At 73.8% G+C, this 17,483-nt stretch carries 19 protein-coding genes; 4 read left to right on the top strand and 15 right to left on the bottom strand.

Going from position 1 to position 17,483, the window contains the following annotated elements:
- A complete protein-coding gene (locus ACFPL3_RS35175) occupies nt 1-831 on the top strand; it encodes a hypothetical protein (RefSeq protein ID WP_343938875.1) in 831 nt (276 codons plus the stop codon).
- A gap of 27 nt (nt 832-858) precedes the next feature.
- Here the strand turns inward: ACFPL3_RS35175 and ACFPL3_RS35170 are convergent, their stop codons facing one another.
- The 4 genes from ACFPL3_RS35170 to ACFPL3_RS35155 are packed head-to-tail and all read right to left on the bottom strand — an operon-like array spanning nt 859 to nt 6,202.
- Complete coding sequence (locus tag ACFPL3_RS35170; protein ID WP_343938877.1) at nt 859-1,377, bottom strand: DinB family protein; 519 nt, start codon at nt 1,375-1,377, stop codon at nt 859-861.
- A gap of 41 nt (nt 1,378-1,418) precedes the next feature.
- Nucleotides 1,419-2,336 (bottom strand): sensor histidine kinase, encoded by a 918-nt coding sequence (locus ACFPL3_RS35165; RefSeq protein WP_343938879.1) that lies wholly within the window; start codon nt 2,334-2,336, stop codon nt 1,419-1,421.
- A gap of 57 nt (nt 2,337-2,393) precedes the next feature.
- Nucleotides 2,394-4,577, bottom strand: a complete 2,184-nt coding sequence (gene recG, locus ACFPL3_RS35160; RefSeq protein WP_343938881.1) for an ATP-dependent DNA helicase RecG — start codon at nt 4,575-4,577, stop codon at nt 2,394-2,396.
- Nucleotides 4,574-6,202, bottom strand: coding sequence for a DAK2 domain-containing protein (locus ACFPL3_RS35155; RefSeq protein ID WP_343938883.1), 1,629 nt, complete (start codon nt 6,200-6,202; stop codon nt 4,574-4,576). Before ACFPL3_RS35155 ends, recG begins: the two co-directional genes overlap by 4 nt.
- A 123-nt stretch (nt 6,203-6,325) precedes the next feature.
- Between ACFPL3_RS35155 and rpmB the strand changes: the two genes are divergently transcribed.
- From rpmB to ACFPL3_RS35140, 3 genes are all read left to right on the top strand, one after another.
- Complete coding sequence (gene rpmB, locus ACFPL3_RS35150) at nt 6,326-6,517, top strand: 50S ribosomal protein L28 (protein ID WP_343938885.1); 192 nt, start codon at nt 6,326-6,328, stop codon at nt 6,515-6,517.
- Nucleotides 6,518-7,109: 592 nt separating this feature from the next.
- Nucleotides 7,110-8,225, top strand: coding sequence for a serine hydrolase domain-containing protein (locus tag ACFPL3_RS35145; protein WP_379590303.1), 1,116 nt, complete (start codon nt 7,110-7,112; stop codon nt 8,223-8,225).
- A 5-nt stretch (nt 8,226-8,230) separates the two neighbouring features.
- A complete protein-coding gene (locus ACFPL3_RS35140; protein WP_379590301.1) occupies nt 8,231-8,563 on the top strand; it encodes a hypothetical protein in 333 nt (110 codons plus the stop codon).
- 8 nt (nt 8,564-8,571) lie between these two features.
- Here the strand turns inward: ACFPL3_RS35140 and ACFPL3_RS35135 are convergent, their stop codons facing one another.
- The 11 genes from ACFPL3_RS35135 to ACFPL3_RS35085 all read right to left on the bottom strand — a co-directional run bounded on the left by ACFPL3_RS35135 (nt 8,572) and on the right by ACFPL3_RS35085 (nt 17,476).
- Nucleotides 8,572-9,408 carry a GNAT family N-acetyltransferase gene (locus tag ACFPL3_RS35135; protein WP_343940189.1) on the bottom strand — a complete coding sequence of 279 codons (837 nt, stop codon included), beginning with the start codon at nt 9,406-9,408 and terminating at the stop codon, nt 8,572-8,574.
- A gap of 5 nt (nt 9,409-9,413) precedes the next feature.
- Nucleotides 9,414-10,097, bottom strand: a complete 684-nt coding sequence (locus tag ACFPL3_RS35130; protein WP_343940191.1) for a uracil-DNA glycosylase — start codon at nt 10,095-10,097, stop codon at nt 9,414-9,416.
- Nucleotides 10,097-10,618 (bottom strand): gamma carbonic anhydrase family protein, encoded by a 522-nt coding sequence (locus ACFPL3_RS35125; protein ID WP_343940193.1) that lies wholly within the window; start codon nt 10,616-10,618, stop codon nt 10,097-10,099. Before ACFPL3_RS35125 ends, ACFPL3_RS35130 begins: the two co-directional genes overlap by 1 nt.
- A 173-nt stretch (nt 10,619-10,791) precedes the next feature.
- Entirely contained in the window at nt 10,792-11,133 is a 342-nt protein-coding gene (gene mnhG, locus ACFPL3_RS35120) for a monovalent cation/H(+) antiporter subunit G (protein ID WP_343940195.1), read from the bottom strand.
- Complete coding sequence (locus ACFPL3_RS35115) at nt 11,130-11,396, bottom strand: monovalent cation/H+ antiporter complex subunit F (protein WP_343940197.1); 267 nt, start codon at nt 11,394-11,396, stop codon at nt 11,130-11,132. The genes mnhG and ACFPL3_RS35115 overlap by 4 nt, the downstream gene beginning before the upstream one ends.
- Nucleotides 11,393-11,923, bottom strand: coding sequence for a Na+/H+ antiporter subunit E (locus tag ACFPL3_RS35110; protein ID WP_343940199.1), 531 nt, complete (start codon nt 11,921-11,923; stop codon nt 11,393-11,395). Before ACFPL3_RS35110 ends, ACFPL3_RS35115 begins: the two co-directional genes overlap by 4 nt.
- Complete coding sequence (locus ACFPL3_RS35105; RefSeq protein ID WP_343940201.1) at nt 11,920-13,449, bottom strand: Na+/H+ antiporter subunit D; 1,530 nt, start codon at nt 13,447-13,449, stop codon at nt 11,920-11,922. Before ACFPL3_RS35105 ends, ACFPL3_RS35110 begins: the two co-directional genes overlap by 4 nt.
- Complete coding sequence (locus tag ACFPL3_RS35100) at nt 13,446-13,895, bottom strand: sodium:proton antiporter (RefSeq protein ID WP_343940321.1); 450 nt, start codon at nt 13,893-13,895, stop codon at nt 13,446-13,448. The genes ACFPL3_RS35105 and ACFPL3_RS35100 overlap by 4 nt, the downstream gene beginning before the upstream one ends.
- Before the next feature lie 17 nt (nt 13,896-13,912).
- Nucleotides 13,913-14,443: an MnhB domain-containing protein gene (locus ACFPL3_RS35095; RefSeq protein WP_343940203.1), complete on the bottom strand. Its 531-nt coding sequence runs from the start codon at nt 14,441-14,443 to the stop codon at nt 13,913-13,915.
- Nucleotides 14,440-16,779 carry a hydrogen gas-evolving membrane-bound hydrogenase subunit E gene (gene mbhE, locus ACFPL3_RS35090; RefSeq protein WP_343940205.1) on the bottom strand — a complete coding sequence of 780 codons (2,340 nt, stop codon included), beginning with the start codon at nt 16,777-16,779 and terminating at the stop codon, nt 14,440-14,442. The genes ACFPL3_RS35095 and mbhE overlap by 4 nt, the downstream gene beginning before the upstream one ends.
- A gap of 430 nt (nt 16,780-17,209) precedes the next feature.
- Entirely contained in the window at nt 17,210-17,476 is a 267-nt protein-coding gene (locus ACFPL3_RS35085) for a hypothetical protein (protein ID WP_343940207.1), read from the bottom strand.
- Nucleotides 17,477-17,483: the final 7 nt, after the last annotated feature.

Raw genomic sequence — 17,483 nt, 5'->3', positions numbered from 1 at the left:
ATGCGTCCTGACCCGGCGGCCCTCCACGGCGCCGCGTTCGCCGACGGGCGGCGGCTGCGCGACCGCGCCCAGCGCCGCCGCGCACACCACGAGATGCGCATGGCCCGGCGCCGGGCACACCGTTTCCCGAAGGCGCTGGCGTTCGCGCTGCTGGTGGTCGCGGCCACGGTGGCGGGCGACACCGTGCTCAAGGTGGGCGCGGTCGTGCTCCTGGTCCTCGCCATCGTCCTCGTCACCACCCCGGCCCTGGTGGTCGGCGGCACCGCCATCGTGCTCACCCGCCACGTCCGGCGTCGCCGCGCGGCGGTGGCCCCGCGCACGGCCCCCGACCCGGCCCGTCCGGAGGTGGTGTGGGCAAAGGCACGCGAGCGGTTCACCGCCCTGCGGGCCGAGTACGGCGCGTTCGAGTGCGACCCCATGGCGGTCCTGCGCCTGCCCGCGCTCGCCGACGTCTCCGTGCCCAGCACCGCCCGCTTCGTCGACGCGTTCGCCGAGGCGCAGGCCCTCGAGACCGACGCGTTCCCGCCCGCCGAGCACGCCCGATCGTTCGTCGCGGCCGTCGACCGCGCGGAGCGGGCCTGGCGCGCCGCCACGGAGGCGGCCGAGCGGATCCGCCACTCCGGCCTGTCCCCCGCGGAGCGGGCCACGGTCGAGCGCGTGATCAAGCTGCTCACCACGGCCCGCGACTCCGACAGCGACCCCGAGCGCCTCGCCGCCTACGCGCGCGCCCGCAGCGAGCTCGCCAAGCTCGACAGCGCGGGCGTGGTGCACCTGCCCCGCACCGCCCGGGCCGCCCTCGACGAGGCCGCCCGCGGGGCGCTGCCCGCCTAGACAGCCCTCAACCGCACGGCCTTGGTTCTAGATCCCGACGGCACCGTCGATCTGCTCTCGGATGAGGTCCGCGTGGCCGTTGTGGCGCGCATACTCCTCGAGTAGGTGGGCGAGAACCCAGCGCAGGGACACCGGCCCCTCCCCTGGCTCGTTGCCAGTGATGTCGAGCGTTGGCGCCGCCTCGACGAGACGATCACTGAACTGGACTTCGCCGCGCCACGCGTCGAACGCTCGAACGATCGCGCCCTCGTCCGAGCCGGCGACATCGAACGTCTGGTCGTCCCCACCGCTGGCCGAGTACAGCGGCGGCGCCTCGTCTCCGGCCATCACGACACGGAACCAGAACCGCTCCGACTCCGTCGCGTGTCGCACGAGCCCGATCAAGGACAACGCAGATGTGCTCACCGGCCTGCATGTGAGCTGCTGCACATCGAGACCCGAGCACTTGAGCAGCAACGTCGCGCGGTGCCAGCGCAGGAACGACAGCGCCGTCGTGCGCTCGTCGGCCATCGGCGGCCGCCGGTCACGGGTGATGCTCGTGCTCACGACGAGGGGACCTGTTGCCATACCGGCAGCTTCCCCCGCATCTAGATCTTCACGTACACCCGGATCGTGGTGCCCTGCTCCGACCGGTGGATCCGCACCAGGTCGGTGAGGTGGTTCACCAGCAGGAGCCCGCGCCCGCGGGGCTGTTCGGGCGGGGCGGGCCGCCGACCCGACATGGGGTCGAACGTCCGCCCGCCGTCGACCACCTCGCCCACGAGGTGCCCCTGCTCCACCCACACCCGCACCGCGCACCGCGTGCCGGCGTGCTCGATGCTGTTGGTGATCAGCTCGTTGACCACGAGCTCGAAGTCGTCGGCCCGGTCCGGATCGAGACCCGCGTCCCTCGCGGTGGCCATGGCGAACGCCCTGGCCTGCGAGAGCGTGCCGGCGTGGACGAACACGGTGTCGGCCATCGGCGGCGCGGGCAGGGGCTCGTTGTAGTCGGCGAGCGCCTCGTCGGGCGCGTACCGCGTGCTGGCGCGGTACGCCGTGGACTCGATCAGCGTGGGGTGGGTGCGCTCGGCGTCCTCGAGGACATCGGGCGGCAGACCGGCGGCGTCGTAGGGGCAGAGGATCTCGACGTCGCGCCCCGCGAACGCTCGGTTGATCAGGGCCTCGTGCTGCACGCAGGCCGCGTACTCCGCCGCTGTGCGCCCCGGCCATATCGGTTCGCCGATGATCCGCACCCGCTCGGCGTGCCGGTGGCGGTCGGCGAACTCGAGGAGCACCCCGGGCAGGATCCGGCCCGGGTTGCGCCCCTCCCTGCACATGTCGACCAGCTGCACGCGATCGGCTGACCCGGCCAACGCATCGCGCAGCGCCTCGTGTCTTGCACCCGGCACGGCCACCGCGACGGGCTCGCCCGCGGCGAGCCCCGCCGCGATGAACGGCACCGTCCCCTCGATGTACTCGTCATCACCGCGGTAGAACAGCGCGGGGTGCCGGAACGGATCGTTCACGGCGGACTTCCTCTCCACGACACGATGCGGGTACCCCACCAGGGTGCGCCTGACCCATCAGACCTTGTCCAGGTAAGCCGCCCGTTCCTCGTCGCCCACCGTGTCGCCCACCAGGGCCGCGAGGCCGGGGTGGCGCCGCAGGCCCGGGTCGTCGGCGACGATGCGGGTGGCATACGCCTGCGCCTTGGCGATGATCTCCTCGTGGCGCAGCAGCGACAGCAGCCGCAGGCCCGAACGGCGGCCCGACTGCAGCGCGCCGAGCACGTCGCCCTCGCGGCGCAGCTCGAGGTCGAGGCGGGCGAGCTCGAACCCGTCGGTGGTGCCGGCCACGGCGTCGAGGCGCTCGCGGGCGGTGGTGCCGGCCGGCATCTCGGTGACGAGCAGGCAGACGCCCGGGGCCGAGCCACGGCCGACGCGCCCGCGCAGCTGGTGGAGCTGCGAGAGGCCGAACCGGTCGGCGTCGAGGATGACCATCGCCGTGGAGTTCGGCACGTCGACGCCGACCTCGATGACGGTGGTGGCCACGAGCACGTCGAGCTCGGCGCGTTCGAAGGCCCGCATGACGGCGTCCTTCTCATCGGGCGGGAGCTTGCCGTGCAGCACGCCGATCCGCAGCCCGTGCAGCGCGCCGTCGGTCAGCTTCGGCGCCACCTCCAGCACGGCCAGGGGCGGACGCTTCGCCTGCCCGTCGTCGGAGTCGGCGCCGATGTCGGGGTCGTCGGTGTCGACGAGGTCGGCGTCGGACTCGGTGCCCCCCACCCGCGGGCACACGACGTAGGCCTGGTGGCCCGCGGCGACCTCCTCGTGCACGCGCCGCCACACCCGGTCGAACCAGCTCGGCTTCTCCGCGAGCGGCACCACCGTGGTGGAGATCGGCGAGCGGCCCTTGGGCAGCTCCCGCAACGCCGAGACCTCCAGGTCGCCGTACACGGTCATCGCCACCGTGCGCGGGATCGGTGTGGCCGTCATGACCAGCATGTGCGGGGCGAGCTCCCCCCGGTTGCGCAGGGCGTCGCGCTGCTCCACCCCGAACCGGTGCTGCTCGTCGACGACCACCAGGCCGAGGTCGGCGAACCCCACGTGCTCCTGGATGAGCGCGTGGGTGCCCACGACGATGCCCGCCGCGCCGGACTGCGCGTCGAGCAGGGCCTGGCGGCGCGCCTTCGCGCCCAGCGAGCCGGTGAGCAGCGTGACGCGGGTGGCCTGCTCTGCCGCGTCGAGCTCGCCCGCCCGGCCCAGCGGGCCCAGCAGCGCGCGCAGCGAGCGGGCGTGCTGCGCGGCCAGCACCTCGGTGGGGGCGAGCATCGCCGCCTGCCGGCCACCGTCGACGACCTGCAGCATCGCGCGCAACGCCACCACGGTCTTGCCCGCGCCGACGTCGCCCTGCACGAGCCGGTTCATCGGGTGCTCGCGGGCCAGGTCGGCGGAGATCTCGGTGCCCACCGCGTGCTGGCCGGCGGTGAGGGCGAACGGCAGCTGCGCGTCGAAGGCGTCGAGCAGCCCGCCCGGGACCGGCGGGCACGCGGCGGCGGGCCGCTGGGCGGTGTTCTGGCGGCGCAGCGCGAGCGCGAGCTGCACACCCATCGCCTCGTCCCACACGAGCCGGTGGCGGGCGGCGTGGATGTCGGCCTCGGACTCCGGCACGTGGATGCGCCGCAGCGCCCGGCCCAGCTCCGTGAGCTTCTCCCGGCCCGTGACCAGCTCGGGCAGCGGGTCGGTGGGGTCGTCGAGCAGGTCGAGGACCTGCCGCACGCACCGCGCCACCTGCTGCGAGGTGATCTTGCCGGTGGCCGGGTAGACCGACAGGAACGGCCGGATCTCGTCGGCCTCGTCGAGCGGCTCGAACTGCGGGTGGGTGAGCTGCAGCTTGCCGTTGAAGACGCCCACCTTGCCGGAGAACACCGCGCGCACCCCGGGCTTGATGATGTGCTGCACCTTGTGGCCGTTGAAGAAGGTGCAGTCGATCGTGGCGCCCTTCTCGTCGCGGATGACGACGTTCAGCAGCTTGCCCCGCCGCGACCGCATGTCGCGCAGCACCGACTTCTCCACCTGCGCCACGAGCGTGGCCTGCTCGCCGATCTCCAGCCCGGCGATGTCGGTGAGCTTGCCGCGGTCGACGTAGCGGCGCGGGTAGTGCCGCACCAGCGCGCCGACGGTGTCGATGTCCAACGACTTGAGCGCCTCGGCCGTGCGCTTGCCGACGAGCGGCTCGAGCGCGCTCGACATGTCGATCCCGGTCATTCCACCCCCAGCACGAGCGGGTAGTCGCCTCGCCCGCCGCGGTGCACGACGACGTCGACCTCGGGGTGGGTGCGGCGCAGGTCGGCCGCGAGCCCCTCGGCCAGCGAGGGGTCGGCACCCTCGCCCAGCAACACGGTGACGATCTCACCACCCGCGGTGAGCATGCGGTGAGCCAACCACAGCGCCCCGACAGCCAGGTCGGGGGCGATCAACACGACCTCGCCGTCGGTGATCCCCAGCACCTCACCCGGCTCGCAGCGCCCCACCCACGTGAGGGCCTCGGACTCGGCCACGACCAGGCCACCCGTGCGGGTGCCCGCCGCGGCCTCGGCCATGGCGACGACGTCGTCGCCCGCCCGCCGCTCCGGGTCGTGCACGGCCAGCGCCGCCAGGCCCTGCAGCACCGACGCCGTGGGCAGCACCAGCACCTCCTGCCCGTCGCGGCGCGCCACCGCCGCTGCCCGCTCGGCCACCGGGGCGAGCTCCGCCTCGTCGGGCAGCAGCACCACGTGCCGGGCCCGCGTGCCGGCCAGCGCGGCCACGATCTCGCCCTCGTCGACGTCGCCGCGGGCGGCGCGCTCCAGCACCACGGCCCCCGCCGACCGGGCCAGCTCCGCCAGCTCGGGTCCGGCGACGACCATCAGCACCGCGCGCTCACGGGCGAAGCGCGCCTGCGGCGCGGCAGGCGCCTCCTGGTCGGCGAAACGGACCACGGTGATCCGGTGCGGCCGCCCGGCGACGATGCCCGCCTCGATCGCGGCCCCGATGTCGGTGCAGTGCACGTGCACGTTCCACAAGCCGTCGACGTCGCCCGCCACCGCGACGCAGTCGCCGATGGCCGCGAGCTGCCCCCGAAGCTCCTCGACGCGCGCGACGTCGGTGCCGTCCAGCAGGTACATGACCTCGTAGTCGTGCTCGTCGGACCCGGCTTCCCGCTCCACCACCAGCACCTCCCGACCACGGGCCGCAGGCACGGCCGACCGGGGCAGCTCGGTGCCGCCGCGCCCGGTGACCAGCGCCGCGAGCGCGTCCAGCACCAGGTAGAGGCCGAGCCCACCGGCGTCCACCACCCCCGCCCGCGCGAGCTCGGGCAGCTGCCCGGTGGTGGCCTGCACGGCCGAGCGGGCCGCGTCGGCCGCCGCGACCGCCACGTCGTCGAGCCGGTCCGAACCCACCTCGGCGGCCGCCTGCGCCGCCGCGGCAAGCACCGACAGCACGGTGCCCTCCTTGGGGCTGCTCACCGCGGCCCTGGCGAGCCGGTGGGCGCGCTGCAGCGCGTCGGCGAGCACCGCGCCCGCGGGCCGCGGCACCGGCGTGACCGCCTCCGCCACGCCGCGCAGCACCTGGGAGAGGATCACCCCCGAGTTGCCGCGGGCACCGACCAGCGCGCCACGGGCGAGCGCCGCCGCCACCGCGGCCACCCCGCGCCCGGCGCCGTTCTCCCGCACCACCCGTCGCACCGCGTCGGCCGCGGCGCGCATGGTGAGGAGCAGGTTCGTGCCCGTGTCGCCGTCCGGCACCGGGAAGACGTTGATGCGGTCGATCTCGGCGCAGTGCCGCTCGAGCGCCGAGGTGGCCGCCCGCGTCCAGCCCGTGAGCAGCGCGGTGTCGAGGGTCGGGGGCACCTCACACAGCCTAGGCCGTACTGGCCGGGGCCCGTGCACGATGCGCCGACGGCGCAGGTACCCTGGTTCTTCGCGACCGGGAGATCCCGGTTCTCCTGACCGTCTACTCGAGGAGTGTCCGACGTGGCTGCCGTCTGTGACGTCTGTGGAAAGGGTCCGGGCTTCGGCATGTCCGTCTCGCACTCGCACCGCCGCACCCACCGTCGCTGGAACCCGAACATCCAGACCGTGCGTGCGCGCGACAACGGCGGCAACCGCCGCCGCCTCAACGTCTGCACCTCCTGCCTCAAGGCCGGCAAGGTCGCGCGCGTCTGAGCGCTCCTCGCCTCGCTGAGCGAGCAGAGCTCTCTTTCGACGACCCCAGATCGGCGATCGCCTGTTGGCGATCGCCGATCTGGCGCGTTTTCCGACGTGTCGTGTCGGGTTTTGCGCCGGAGCAATGATCATGCCCTCATCGCGGGGCCTCCTGGTGGCGCCGCGCATCGTGCGGGCAGGCCAGAGGCCTGCCTGACCTGGCGCGCGGCGCCACCATGAGGTTGTCTCGGTTGGAGGGGCGGAGCCGGAGGTTTCACCGCGATCAAGGGCAGATGGTCGCTCCCAGAGATCATCTAGCGAGCATTCCCCTTGATCGACGACCCCCGGTCCACCTGCGGGCCCTTGATCACGAAGTTGGCGCATTCCCGGGTCGATTTCGCCCGGGAATGCGCCAAACCCGTGATCATGGCGGCGGAACCGGCCGGAGGTGGCGTCGCGCGCCACGTGGGCAGGCCCCGGCATGCCCACGTGGATGCCCCACACGATGCGCGGCGCCACCGGAAGCCCAGGCCTGCTGCGGTCCCACACCAGGATCACCACACGCGGAACGCCCAACTTTGCTGTTATTCCGTAAATCCGTAATACTGACGCCGTGACGACCACCGCCCCACCGACGCCGCCGCGGCGCCGAGCCCGCTCCGCCGCCGTGGTCGCCGTCTGCGCCGCGCTCGCCCTCGCGGCGGGGCTGGCCCTGCGCCCGGCGCCGAGCCGGCTGCCGGCGGCCCACGAGGGGGACGCCGAGCTGGCGGCCCTCGCGCGCGAGGTCGTCGGGGAGGACCGCCCGGCACTGGCGGTCGCCGCCGTCACCCCGCACGGCACGCGCACCGCGGTGATCGGCGCCGCCCACGACGCCCGGTTCGAGGTGGGATCGATCAGCAAGGGGCTGACCGGGCTGCTGTTCGCGGACATGATCGAGCGCGGTGAGGTGCGGCCCGGCACGCGCGTGGGCGAGCTCGTGACGGTCGGCGGGCCGGTCGCCGACGTCACCCTCGCCCAGCTCGCCACGCACCACTCGGGGCTGCCTCCCCAGCCGCCGACGCTGTCGCAGATGGCCCGCAACTGGTGGGGCTCGGTGGCGGCGGCCAACCCTTACGGCGCGACGGTCGCCGAGCGGGTCGCGTCCCTCGACGGCGCGGAGCTCGACGCGGCGCCCGCCACCTACTCGAACTCGGGGTTCGAGCTGCTGGGCGCCGCGCTGGCCGCCGCGGCCGGCAAGCCCTACCCGCAGCTGCTGGCCGAGCGCGTGCTCGCTCCGCTGGGCACGCGGGGCACGACCGTCCCCGTCTCCCCCGCCGAGCTCGGCCCGCGGGACCTGCGCGGCGAGACCTCCGGCGGGCGCCACGCGGCGCCGTGGGTCGGCGAGGCCATCGCGTCCGCGGGCGGGGTGCGCAGCGACATCACGGACATGGCGACCCTCGCCCGGGCACTGCTCGCCGGGGACGCGCCCGGCGCGGACGCGCTCGTGCCGAAGGCGCCGTTCCCGCCGGAGCCCGGCGAGCAGATCGGGTGGGCCTGGTTCACGACCCCGGCGCCGGGCAGCGGCCGGCCGGTCGTGTGGCACAACGGCGGCACCGGCGGCTTCACCGCCTTCATCGGGATCGACGGCGAGCGGCAGGTGGGCGTGGTCGTGCTGTCCGCCGTCGGCGAGGGCCCCAACCACGTCACCGAGGCGGGCTTCACCCTCCTCGAGCGGCTGGGAGGACGGTGAGCGCCGTGGCCGGAACCGTCGTGCTGCTGGTGGCGCTGGCGATGGTCGCGCACCACGTGCTGCGCACCTGGTCCCGCGGGCGGTTCGCCGCCCCGGGCCGGTACGAGCTCGTCGGGTCGACGGTCGACGCCGTCGTGGCGCTCGCGCTGGTGCGGGCGGTCGCCCCGCCGCCGGAGGCGCTGTCGTGGGTGTGGGTCGCCGCGGCCGTGGCGGTCGGCGCCGGCGCCGCCGGGGCGCTCCTGCGCTGGCCGGTGCTGGGCTGGTCGACCGGGCACCGCCCGTGGCTCGCCGCGGCCCACGCGGTGGCCGGTGCCGCCGTGCTGGTGGTGCTCGCGTAGCGCCGCGGTCAGGCGGCCGCCGGCTCCCAGATCCAGTTCCGGCGCTGGTAGAGCACCTCCAGCCCCGCGCGGCGCATGTTCGCCAGCGACGGGTTGTGCTTGCCCGGATCGGGCACGTAGGTCTCCGCCACCACCCAGCGGCACCCGGCCGCGCGTGCCACGGCGATCCGCGCCGCGAGCACCGCGGACTGGCCGCCCTTGTTGCGGTGCGCAGGCAGCACCGCCGCGCCGAACAGGTGGGCGGCCGTGCCGCGGACGAACACCGAGCCGCCCCCGACGACCTCGTCCTCGTGCCGGAGCGCGAACGACTGCCAACCGGGCCGGCCGACACCGGCCGCGGGCAGCTGCGCGAAGGCGCCGGGCGGCCTGCTGAAGGCCTCGCCGTACGCCGTCGCCCACTCCTCGGCGTCGGCCGGGGTGACCGGGTCGACCCGCATGCCGTCGGCCGGCGCCGGCGCCTCGTCGGGCCCGTCGTCGGGCTTCAGCTCGCGTGCCAGCTTGAACCACGCCCCACCGGGGACGAGCCCGGTGGCCGCGCGGATGTCCGCCCAGTCCGGCGGGAGCACCGACGGGGCGAGCTGCAGCGTGGCCTTGGGCGCCCCGTGCGCGCGGTAGAAGTCGCAGATCTCCGCGACGAGATCGCGCGTGATCGGCTCGTCGACGCCGAATCCGAGCGCGCGGATGAACATGTTCGGCGGCGCGGCGCTCATCGAGACGACGGTGCCGCCGCCGATGCGCGCCGAGGCGATGCCGAGCTCGGCCCGGATCGGCTCCGCCGCCGTGGCCACGTACTCCCAGTTCGCCTCGGCCTCGACCTGCTCGGCCACGGAGACCGGTATCTGCACGGTGGTCAGGGCAGCTTCCAGTCGACGGGGTCGCCGCCCAGCTCCTCCAGCATGGCGTTGGCCCGGCTGAACGGGCGCGAGCCGAAGAAGCCGCGGTCGGCCGACATGGGGCTCGGGTGGGCGGACTCGATGCACGGCACGTCGTCGCCGAGCAGCGGGGCGAGGTTGCGGGCGTCGCGGCCCCACAGGATCGCGACGAGCGGCTCGCCGTCGCGGGCGACGAGGGCGCGGATGGCCTGCTCGGTGACCTTCTCCCAGCCCTTGTCGCGGTGCGAGCCGGGGTTGCCGGGTTCGACGGTGAGCACCCTGTTGAGCAGCAGCACGCCCTGCTGGGCCCACGGCGTGAGGTCGCCGGTGGAGGGCGTGGGGTGGCCGAGGTCCTCGGAGTACTCGCGGAAGATGTTCGCCAGCGAGCGCGGCACCGGGCGGGTCTGCGGCGACACCGAGAACGACAGCCCGATCGCGTGCCCCGGGGTCGGGTAGGGGTCCTGCCCCACGATCAGCACGCGGACCTCGTCGAACGGCTGCTGGAACGCGCGCAGCACGTTGGCGCCCGCGGGCAGGTAGCGGCGGCCCGCGGCGAGCTCGGCGCGCAGGAACGCCCCCATGTCGGCGATCACCGGGGCGACCGGGGCGAGCGCGGCGGCCCACCCGGCCTCGACGACCTCCTCGAGCGGTCGGGCCGCCATCAGACGATCCTCCTCAGCTCCGCGCGGAACCGCTTGCCGCGCCGGATGTAGCTCTGCACGGCGTGGTCGAAGTAGCCCACCGGCACCTCGTGGCCCTCGCGGATCCGGGCGGGCACCCCGATGGCCATCCGCCGGTCGGGGATCTCCGTCTTCGGCGCCACGACGGCCCCTGCCGCGACCACCGCGCCCGCCCCGACGCGAGCGCCGTTCAGCACCACCGATCCCGACGAGATCAGTGCGTTGTCGCCGATCACCGCGCCCTCGATGTGGACGTTGTGCCCGACGGTGACCTCGGCGCCGATGATCGTGGGCTCGCGGAGCGTGCAGTGGATGATCGATCCGTCCTGCACGCTGGTGCGGGCACCGACCTCGATGCGGCCGTCGTCGCCGCGCAGCACCGCGGTGGGCCAGACGGAGGCCTCCGGGCCGATCGTGACGTTGCCGATCACGACCGCGTCGGGGTGGACGTAGGCGTCGGGATGGATCTCGGGTTCGACGTCGCCGAGCGCGTAGACGGGCACCCCGGGGAGCCTAGGCCGTGGTGAGGAAGGCCGGGTCGATGGGCTTCGTGATCCAGGCGGCCGCCGGCAAGGCGGAGGGTCGAGCCGTTGTATGGGCATACCCGGCCGGCCCGACAACGCAGCCGGCGGCTGTCTGGGCGCGAAGACCGCGATCAGGACTTCCTCACCGCGGCCTAACGATCCATTTCCTCGGGCATCCTCCCGGCAAGCTCGTCGACGACCAGGTGCTCCGGGTGCACGCTCCCGCCCCGGTAGGCGGTGCGCCCGAGCAGCTGCGAGATCACCGGCGCGGTGATCACCTGGAACAGCGCGACCAGCACGAGCGTGACGGCGCTCTCCATCTCCAGCCGCAGCGCGGTGCCGGCGAGGATCAGCAGCAGGCCCAGCGTCTGCGGCTTGGTGGCGGCCTGCAGGCGGCTGGGCAGGTCGGGCAGGCGCACCAGCCCGATCGCCCCGAGGACGCAGGACACGGCGCCGACGAGCATCAGCACCGCGGAGACGACGTCGAGGATCATCGGAGCCCCTTGCGGCGCGCGGTGAGCCGGATGGCCGTGGCCGACCCGACGAACCCGAGCAGGGCGACGGCGGCCAGGAGCGGGATGTTGGACCCGTCACGGTAGATCGCGACGTACACGGCGGCAGCCGCCACGATGATGATCACGAGCACGTCGAGGGCGGCGATCCGGTCGACGGTGTCCGGCCCGAGCAGCAGCCTGGCCACGGTGAACGCGCACGCGAGGCACAGCAGCGCCGTCACGACGGTGAAGACGAGGGTCACGACATCCTCCCCAGCAGGCGCACGGCCTCTTCGTGCTCGTCCGGGGACCCCAGCGCGGCCAGCACCCGCCGCTGCATGTCCACGACCCGCCGCCGCGCCCGCTCCACGCCGGCGGCATCGCGGGGGCCGAGGGAGTAGACGTACCAGACGTCGTGGTCGTAGTCGATCTGCAGCGCCATGCTGCCCGGCGAGAGCGTGAGCGCGGTGGCCATCACCGTGACCACGCGGTCCGAGGTGGAGATCAGCGGGACGGCCATGATCGCGCCGCGGGCGCGCGGCCCGTAGCGCAGCACCTGCCAGCTCACCTCGACGCCGGACGCCACGAGGTCCCACACCAGGTACAGGAACAGCCCGCACAGCGCCAGCGGGCGCACCCGCAGCGGATCGGTGGGCGCCGGCAGCCGGAACAGGACGATGACCAGCACCGCCACCAGCACGCCGCCCACGATCGAGGCGGGGCTGAAGGTGCCCCACAACAGCACCCACACGGCCGTGAGCCACAGCACGGTGGGCAACCGGGCGATCACGGTGCTCCCCCTCCCAGCACGGCCACGCGGTAGGGCTCGCGGTCGAGCAGGTCGACACCCGCCCGGGACGTCATCCCGGCCAGCGGGCCCGCGAAGACCGCGATCGCGAGGCTCGCCGCGATCAGCCCGGCCGTGGCCGCGTACATCGGCACGGGGGTGCGGGCCGTGCCCACGAGCACCTCGTCGGTGGGGTCGACGTCGGCCACGGGCGGCTGGGGCTCGCCCCAGAAGACACCCACCCAGACGCGCACCAGCGCGTACAGGGTGAGCAGGCTCGCGACCACCACGACGCCGGCCACCGCCTGCTCCGCGACGCCGCTGCCCGCGCCCGCCTGGAGCAGGGCGAGCTTGGCCACGAAGCCCGCCGTGGGTGGCACCCCGGCGAGCGTCAGCGCGGGGATGGCGAACAGCACCGCGAGTCCGGGTGCGGTGCGCAGCAACCCGCCCATGCGGTCGAGCGCCACGGTGCCGGTGCGCCGCGTGATGAGACCGCTCACCAGGAAGAGGGTGGCGAGCACGGTGATGTGGTGGGCGGCGTAGAGCGCCGCCCCGGAGACACCGGCGGCGTCGAACACCGCGAGCCCGTAGAGCAGGAACCCGATGTGGCTGACCAGCAGGAACGACAGCAACCGGTTCAGGTCGTTCTGGGCGAGCGCACCCAGCACGCCCACGAGCATCGTGACGACCGACAGCACCAGCATCAGCGTCCACGGCTCGTCGCGCGGGAACAGCAGCGTCTGCGTGCGCAGCAGCGCGTAGAAACTCACCTTCGTGAGCAGGCCCGCGAACAGCGCCGCCACCGGGCCGGGCGCATTGGGGTAGCTGTCGGGGAGCCAGGAGTGCATCGGCACGATCGCCGCCTTGATCCCGAAGACGACCAGCAGCATCATCCCCAGCACCGTCTGCAGCCCGCGCGGCAGCTCCCCCACCCGGCCTGCGAGATCGGCGAGGTTCACGGTGCCGGTGGCGGCGTAGACCAGCGCCACGGCCGTGAGGAACAGCAGCGACGACAGCAGGCTGACCGTCACGTACGTCATGCCCGCGCGGATCCGGTTGGCCCCGGTGCGCCGGGTGATCAGCACGTACGAGGCGGTGAGCATCAGCTCGAACGCCACGAAGAGCGTGAACAGGTCCCCGGTGAGGTAGGCGAGCGACACCCCGGCGCACAGCATGAGGTACATCGGGTGGAACGTGGTGCTGGCGGTGGCACGGCCGTAGTCGGCGATGCGCTGGTCGATGGCGTAGACGAGCACGGCGAGCGTGACGAGGGTGGACACCAGCAGCAGCAGCGCCGAGAGGCGGTCGGCCACCAGGGCGATCCCGACGGGCGCGGGCCAGCCGCCCATCTCGGCGACGAGGGGGCCCTGCTGGTCGGCGGCCACGAGGAGCACACCCGCGAGCACCGCCACGGCCACGAGCACGACGATCCCGACGATGCGCTGGAGCGCGGCGAACCGGCTGCCGACGATCGAGAGCGCGGCACCGAGCATCGGCAGCAGCACGGGCAGCGGCAGGAGGGCGTTCACCGCGGCGCCTCCCGCCACGCCTCGGCCTCGACCTCGTCGTCGGCGCGCTCGACATCCGCGAGGGGATCGCCCTCGTGCGGCGCGCCGTCCTCCAGCGGCGCCGACGGCGCCTTCTGCCGCGCGATGCGCCGGTCCTCGACGTCGTCCTGCACCTCGTCGTGCCCGACCAGCACGAAGGAGCGGTAGCCCAGCGCGAGCAGGAATGTGGTGAGCGCGAACGTGATCACGATCGCGGTGAGGGCGAGCGCCTGGGGCAGCGGGTCGGCGAACTGCTCGGGCGGCGCGACGCCGAGGATCGGTGGCCGGGCAGGCGGGCCACCGGCCAACTGCAGGAGCAGGTTCGTGCCGTGGCCGAGCACCACCACGCCGATCAGCACGCGCATGAGCGAGCGCGACAGCAGGAGCGTGAAGCCGGTGCCGTAGAGCACGCCCACGGTGGTGGCCATCACGAGGTTCACGGTGGTCACCGGCTCTGCTCCTCCGCCGCTTGCAGGTCGCGCTCGATGCCCGCGCCGAGCGAGCGCAGCAGGTCCAGCACCACCCCGATGATCAGCAGGTACACCCCGACGTCGAGGAACAGGCTGGTTTGGGTCTCGAGGTGCCCGATCAGCGGCACGTCGACCGCGAGCTTGGTGGTGGCGAGCACCGGCGCCCCGACGACCATGGGGGCGAGCGCCGTGAGCAGGGCGACGGCGAGCCCGAGCCCGATGAGCACCGGGGGTCGCATGCGCACGGCGTCGTCGCTGCCACCGGCGATGTAGCGCAGGACGAACGCGAGCCCGGCCACCAGGCCGGCCGCGAACCCGCCGCCGGGCCCGTAGTGCCCGACGAGCAGCAGGTAGAGCGAGAACACCAGCACGGTCTGGAACAGCGCGCGGGTGACCATCTCGAGCAGGAGGGTGCGCTGGCGCAGGCCGCGGCAGTCGCCGGAGAGCAGCCAGCGCTGCCGTGGCCGGTCCCACTCCTCGAAAGGCCGGTCGTCCGGAGTGGTCATCCGAGGACATCCTTCTCGTGCTCGGGGCTTCCCTGTCCGCTCTCCACGGGCTGGGCGGCGCCGCGTTGCCGGTCGTAGCGGGTGGCCAGCACGAGGCTCGCCACCCCGGCTGCAGCGACGAACAGCACGCCGATCTCGCCGACGGTGTCCAGCGCCCGGAAGTCGACGATGATCGCGCTCACGACGTTGGTGGCGCCCGCCTCGGGGGCGAGTCGGGCGAGCTCGGCGCTCGTGGAGGCCGGCTGGGTGCGCGCCGCGGACAGCATGAGCGCGAACACCGCCACCGCGAACCCCGCGACGCCCCCCAGCACCGCCTTGGGCACGCGCACCCGCCGCGCCGAGCGCGCTTCGGTGAAGTCTGCGGGCAGTCTGCGCAGCACGAACACGAACGCGACGAGGGAGAGCGTCTCCACGAGGAACTGGGCGAGCGCGAGGTCGGGTGCCCCGTCGACGATGAACAAGCCACCGACGCCGTACCCGATCACGCCGACGAGCAGGACCGCGGTGAACCGGCGCCGCGTCCTGGTGACGGCGATCGCCGCGAGCACCACCATGATCGCGAGCGGCACCTGCACGGCGTGGTCGTAGAGCGGCGCGGACGTCGGCCACGCACCGGCGAGCACCGTGGCGGCCCCCGGGAGCAGCACGAACATCACCATGATCGTGCCCAGGTAGGAAGGCGAGGAACCGACCTGCAGGCGACCGGTGACGACGACGCCCAGCCGGCCGATGCCCGCGATCGTCTTCTCGTACGCGCGCTGGGCGTCGAACGGGCTGCGGCCCGCCAGCGGGGCGAGACGCCCGCGCGCCGCGTGCAGGGCGAGACCACCTGCCAGGGCGATGGCCGAGAACAGCAGCGGGAGACCGAGGCCGTGCCACAGCGCCAGGTGGTAGGACTGCTCGCCGGGCAGGGCGTTCGCGTAGCTCGCCGCGTCGGCGTCGACGATCGGGGTGGCTATCCCGAGGACGGGACCGGCGATCGCGCACAGCCAGATCGGGAGCGTCAGCGCAGGCCCCGGGCGGTGCACGTCGGTGGCCTCCCGGCCGGGCTTGCCGGCGAACGCCCCCCAGAGGAACCGCGCGCTGTAGGCGACGGTGAGGACCGAGCCGACCAGCAGGCCGACCGCCACCACGTAGTTCTGGACGCTGCCGTGCAGGAACGCCTCGAACGCCGCCTCCTTGCCGACGAAGCCGATCAGCGGGGGCAGGCCCGCCATCGACGCCGCGGCGAGCGCGGCGGCCACGGCGAGGCCGGGCAGCGCGCGCCCGACGCCGGACAGCTTCCGCACGTCGCGGGTGCCGGTGGAGTGGTCGACGGTGCCGACGGTGAGGAACAGGGTGGCCTTGAACAGCCCGTGCGCGAGCAACATGGCGATGCCGGCCATGGCGGCCACCCGCCCGCCCGCGCCGAAGAGCACCATCAGGAAGCCGAGCTGGCTCACGGTGCCGAACGCGAGCAGCCGCTTCAGGTCTGTGGCCGAGAGGGCCCGCCAGCCGCCGACGAGCATGGTGCCCAGCCCGGCGACGAGCACCGGCACCGTCCAGACCGCGAGGTCGGCGAACGCGGGCGAGAGCCGGGCCACGAGGTAGACGCCCGCCTTGACCATCGAGGCCGCGTGCAGGTACGCGCTCACCGGCGTGGGCGCCACCATCGCGGCGGGCAGCCAGGGGTGGAACGGCAGCTGGGCCGACTTCGTGAACGCCCCGAGCAGGATCAGCAGCAGCGCGGCGGTGACGACGCTGCCCCGGGGCGGGTCGGCGAGGATCTCGGAGATCCGGTAGGTGCCCGCCGACTCCCCCAGCAGCACGAAGCCGAGCAGCATGGCCAGGCCGCCGAACACGGTGACGAACAGCGCCTGCACCGCGGCGCGGCGTTCCTCCCGCCGTTCACCGCCCTGCCCGACCAGCAGGAACGACGCGACCGACGTGAGCTCCCAGAACACGTAGAGCGTGAGGAGGTCGTCGGCCAGCACGAGGCCGAGCATCGCCCCGGCGAACGCGAGGAGCAGCGCGGCGGACCGGGTGGCATCGGGTGAACCGGGCCCGAAGTAGCCCACGCAGTAGGCGAGGATCACCGCGCCGATCCCGGACACCAGCACGATCATCGCGAGGGCGAGCGCGTCGAGCCGGAAGGACAGCTCGAGGCCGAGCGCGGGCGACCAGATCGTGGTCTCGTCGATGCCGCCGCCGAGCGCCGGGCCCGCGTTGGCGAGCGCCCACAGCAGGGTGGCGGCCGGCAGCACCGCGGCCACGCCGAAGGCCGCGCGTGTGCTGCGGGCCGACACCAGCGGCAACAGCCCTGCGACGACGAGGTGCGCGACGACGAGCGCGAGCACGCGGGGCCTCCTCCCGGTCAACCAACCCGAACCCACCGCGCCGACGACCGCGCCGGGCGCGGCGCGGAGGCGGAGGGGCGACACGCGACCTGGCGCACGTCCACCGGCCCCACGAACGGCCGGCACGCACCGCGCAAGCGGGCAATCCGGACGGGGCCAACGTTTCCCACCTTACCGATCAGGCCGGACGCGCCCCGCCCTCGCGTCCCGTGCGCAGCCTCACAGCGCGCAGCTGGAACGATCCAGAAGATCGATGCGCTGTGCCGGGTGGAAGCAACCGACGAAACCTCGGAGGAGGACCGCATGACGACAACACGCGTCACCCTCGCCGTCCGGCGGGCCCTGCGCCGCCTCGACGCCTGGACGCTCGAAGTGTTCAACCCGCGCTACCCGACCCCGCGCGCCTGACCCGCACCCGCCGGGCGCAGCGCTACCCGCGCTCGCCCGGCGTGACCAGCGGCCGCAACCTGACCCACAGCAGGAACAGTCCCGCGACCACGATCATCGCCAGGCCCGACCACAGGTTGATCTCGATGCCGCCCGCCTTCGCGAGCTCGGCCTCGTCCTCGAAGAACAGGCCCATCACCGTCAGGATGATCCCGTAGGCGCCGAACAACACGGCGATGACGGTGCGCAGGTCGAACAGCTGCGACGCCGCGCTCTCCGACAGGTGGTGCGCGTGCTCGTGCTCGCTCACGACGGCC

Origin of the sequence: Pseudonocardia zijingensis, assembly GCF_042657305.1 — a bacterium.
Lineage (GTDB): Bacteria > Actinomycetota > Actinomycetes > Mycobacteriales > Pseudonocardiaceae > Pseudonocardia > Pseudonocardia zijingensis.
The sequence above is the reverse complement of the archived record's forward strand: the minus strand, read 5'-3'. Positions and strand labels throughout refer to the sequence as shown.

Coding starts and splice junctions, on each gene's coding strand:
- ACFPL3_RS35175 (WP_343938875.1), top strand. CDS start 1: ATGCGTCCTGACCCGGCGGCCCTCCACGGCGCCGCGTTCGCCGACGGG.
- recG (WP_343938881.1), bottom strand. CDS start 4,577: ATGACCGGGATCGACATGTCGAGCGCGCTCGAGCCGCTCGTCGGCAAG.
- ACFPL3_RS35130 (WP_343940191.1), bottom strand. CDS start 10,097: ATGGCGGCCCGACCGCTCGAGGAGGTCGTCGAGGCCGGGTGGGCCGCC.
- mnhG (WP_343940195.1), bottom strand. CDS start 11,133: ATGATCCTCGACGTCGTCTCCGCGGTGCTGATGCTCGTCGGCGCCGTG.
- ACFPL3_RS35100 (WP_343940321.1), bottom strand. CDS start 13,895: ATGGCCACCACCGTGGGCGTGCTCTACGGCACCGGCTTCACGCTCCTG.
- ACFPL3_RS35095 (WP_343940203.1), bottom strand. CDS start 14,443: ATGACCACTCCGGACGACCGGCCTTTCGAGGAGTGGGACCGGCCACGG.